We start from the raw sequence: 3,413 nt of genomic DNA, 5'->3' as shown, positions 1-3,413 counted from the left end.
GCGTATTCTTCAAACACCACTGCGGTGGCATCCGGGGTACGGGCCGCCTGTTGTTCGAACAATTCATGGATCAGGGCGTCCTGCGGGAAATCCGCCTGGGTGGCGTTGAAATTCATCAATTGCTGACGTTCAGCAGCAGGCAGAACCGGCAGGCTCAAAATAGATTGCTGGGATTCAGTTGCCAGTGCTTCAATCAGGCTGCTGATGGCCGTAACCAGATAGTTTGCCACCCGAGTGGGGTCAATCCCTGAAATAGTCTGAGCCACGAGATGGAAGCCTTCCCCTAAATCATCCACCGAGAGGGTCAATGGATAATTAGTACGCTCCTCTGTCGCCAACAAACGCATGCCATCCCAGATTGTATCGTCTGCGTCTGGCTGGCTATGGCGGTAGTTAAGCAGGGCGCTGAACAATGGCATTGGTGACGTCACACCACTGCAACGCTGGGCCAGCGCCAGAGGAGCCTGTTCATGCTCCAGCAATGTTGTGAGGTTACGGTAGGTGGCCTGTACCACTTCCAGTGCACTGCGACCGGCAAGGGATACCCGCAATGGCAGGGTATTAATAAATAACCCCATGACCCGATCGGCGCCGGCAGAGCCTTGCAGACGGCCCAACAGTACGGTGCCGAAGACCACATCATCACGGCCGCTGGTCTGTGCCAACACCTGTGCCCAGGCAACATGGAACATTACACTTGGGCTGATACCCAGACGGCGGGCCTGATTGCGGATCGCCCGGGCCTGTGTGGGATCTAGAGGTATATTAATTTCGGACACATCTTCACCGTCGCCTTGCACATTAAGCAAACCGAAGGGAGAGGTTGGTTCATCGACATCGGCGAGCTGCGTGCGGAAGTAATCCTCATGCACAGAAACCGGTACGCTCAGGGTTTGGGCGATAAAGTTGCGGTATGGCAGCGAATTGGGCAGTTCTCCCGTACGCCCCTGCAACAACAGGCGGATTTCAGCGATGATAAGTTCCAGTGTCATATGATCGCCGATCAGATGGTGGAAGCCCAAAGCCAACAACCACTCATGACTGGTCGGATCATAGGCAATATCGGCGGTCAGCAGCGGTGCCTGACTGAGATCGTGCCGACGCTGGCGTGGGTTGGTGTGGGTCTGTAGCTGAGCCAGCACATTCTCTGCGGAAACGGGCACAAAGGTGTTCACCGACAGGGATGCCTGACGCCAGACCACTTGTACGGGCTGGGGCAGTCCCTGCCAGCAGATGGCGGTACGCAGAATATCGTGGCGGTCGATCACTTGTTGCAGGGCACCAAGGAAAGCATCAAGACGTGTACGGCTATCAAAAGCCACCAGGCTGTTTAACAGATAGGTATCCCCTTGCTCCTGCAAGCGATGGTGGAACAGAATACCTTCCTGTAATGGGGCGAGCGGGTAGATATCCTGCACATTGGCCGCACCACCGGGAACGGTGTTGACAATGGTATCGAGCTCAGACTGGGATAGTTTCACCAGCGGTAACAGATCTGGAGTGAGGGTAATACAATCTTCGGTAATGCGATTAGGCGGTACGACGAAGACAGGTTTACCCTGATGTGTTTGTATCATCTGAGCCATTTCGATGAGCACAGGTGTGGAGAAAACACTACGGACATCAAGCAACCAACCAGCGCCACGCAATCGCTCAATCAGGCTGACCGCCATCAGTGAATGCCCGCCGAGTTCAAAGAAATGATCATGACGGCCGACACGCTCCAAGCCCAGCAGTTCCTGCCAAATCTGCGCCAGCAGGGTTTCCAGTTCGCCCTCAGGTGCTTCATAACCCCGCGTTGCCACGGCAGACTGCTCAGGGTCGGGCAGCGCCTTACGGTCAAGTTTACCGTTAGGGGTCAGCGGGAAAGTTTCCAGCGTCACAAAAGCGCTGGGCAGCATATAATCAGCCAGATGTTGCGCCAGTTGCTGGCGCAGTTCGGCCGGCACCAGTTCAACGCCGGACTGAGGCTGGAGATAGGCCACCAGACGTTTTTCTCCGGGAATATCTTCGCGAGCGATAACAACCGCTTCGCGTACTCCAGAGCATTGGGCGAGGCGTGTCTCGATTTCACCGAGCTCAATGCGGAAACCGCGCAGCTTGACCTGAAAATCGTTGCGGCCAAGGTACTCGATATTGCCATCCGGTAGCCAGCGGCCGAGGTCGCCGGTCTTGTACAGACGGGCATCTGGAACTGCTGAGAAGGAGTCAGGAATAAAACGCTCTGCCGTCAGTGCCGGGCGGTTGAGGTAGCCTCGGGTTACACCAGCACCACCAATGTGGATCTCACCGGCCACACCAAGAGGCACCGGCTGGCCTTGTGCATCCAGAATATAAATCCGGGTGTTGGCAATGGGTTGACCAATAGGAGGCGCTTTTTCATCCCGGACATCACACAGATAAAGTGTTGCACAGACGGTACATTCTGTCGGCCCATAGGCATTGATCATCCGTCGTCCCGACGCCCATCGTTTGACCAATGCGGGCGGGCAAGCTTCACCGGCCAAAACTAAAGTCATCAAGTCAGGCAGGTCGGCATCAGGCGCTAAGGCACTGGCTGCAACAGGGGGAAGAGTCACATGGGTGATCTCCTGAGTTTGCAGAGTCTTGAGCAAAGCCTCACCGGGCAACAAGGCTTCGCGGGATGCCAGAACAAGGCAGGCACCTTGACACAGTGTAGTAGCAATTTCAGAGATGCAGGCATCGAAGCTGAAAGAAGCAAACTGCAATAACCGACTGTCGGCTGTGATATGGAATGCTTCAATTTGGGTATTAATCAGGTTGCGCAGACCGCTATGTTCAACCATAACCCCTTTAGGCTGACCGGTGGAGCCGGAGGTGTAAATCACATACGCCAGATGGTGTGGGGTCAGCCCCCGTGCCTGGGTATCAGGGTTATTGTCCGCACAGGTATCGCAGGCCGGGGTATCCAGCAGCACCGTCGGCAGGTCGCTGCCTAATTTTTCAGTCAATGACATCTGGGTCAGCAGGACCACCGGCGCCGCATCTGCCAGCATATAGGCCAGCCGTTCGGTCGGATAGGTTGGGTCGAGGGGCACATAGGCGCCGCCGGCTTTAAGGGCTCCCAGCAGCCCCACCACCATCGCCGGACTGCGTTCAACACAGATAGCCACCCGATCATCGGGCTGTACGCCCAGTGCAATTAAATGATGCGCCAGCTGGTTGGCACGGCGGTTCAGATCACCATAGCTGAGTGACTGCCCTTCAAATAGCACAGCGGTGGCATCCGGAGTACGTGCAGCCTGTAGCTCAAACAACTCATGGATCAGGGCCGCTTGCGGGAAGTCACGCTCAGTGACGTTGAAGTCCGCCAGTAGCTGCTGGCGTTCAGCAGCGGGCACCACATCCACCGCCAGTGCCGGCGAATGTGGCGCATCCGCCAATATCGCGAC

Annotated in this window: 1 protein-coding gene; it reads right to left on the bottom strand. The window is 56.2% G+C overall.

The window, feature by feature from the left end:
- The coding region (locus tag FE394_RS18490) for an amino acid adenylation domain-containing protein (RefSeq protein ID WP_319927801.1) at nt 1–3,413 on the bottom strand (3,413 nt) is incomplete at both ends.

It is taken from the genome of Xenorhabdus littoralis, assembly GCF_033949345.1.
GTDB classification, from domain to species: Bacteria; Pseudomonadota; Gammaproteobacteria; order Enterobacterales; family Enterobacteriaceae; genus Xenorhabdus; species Xenorhabdus littoralis.
This window is presented reverse-complemented; position numbering and strand designations above follow the sequence as displayed.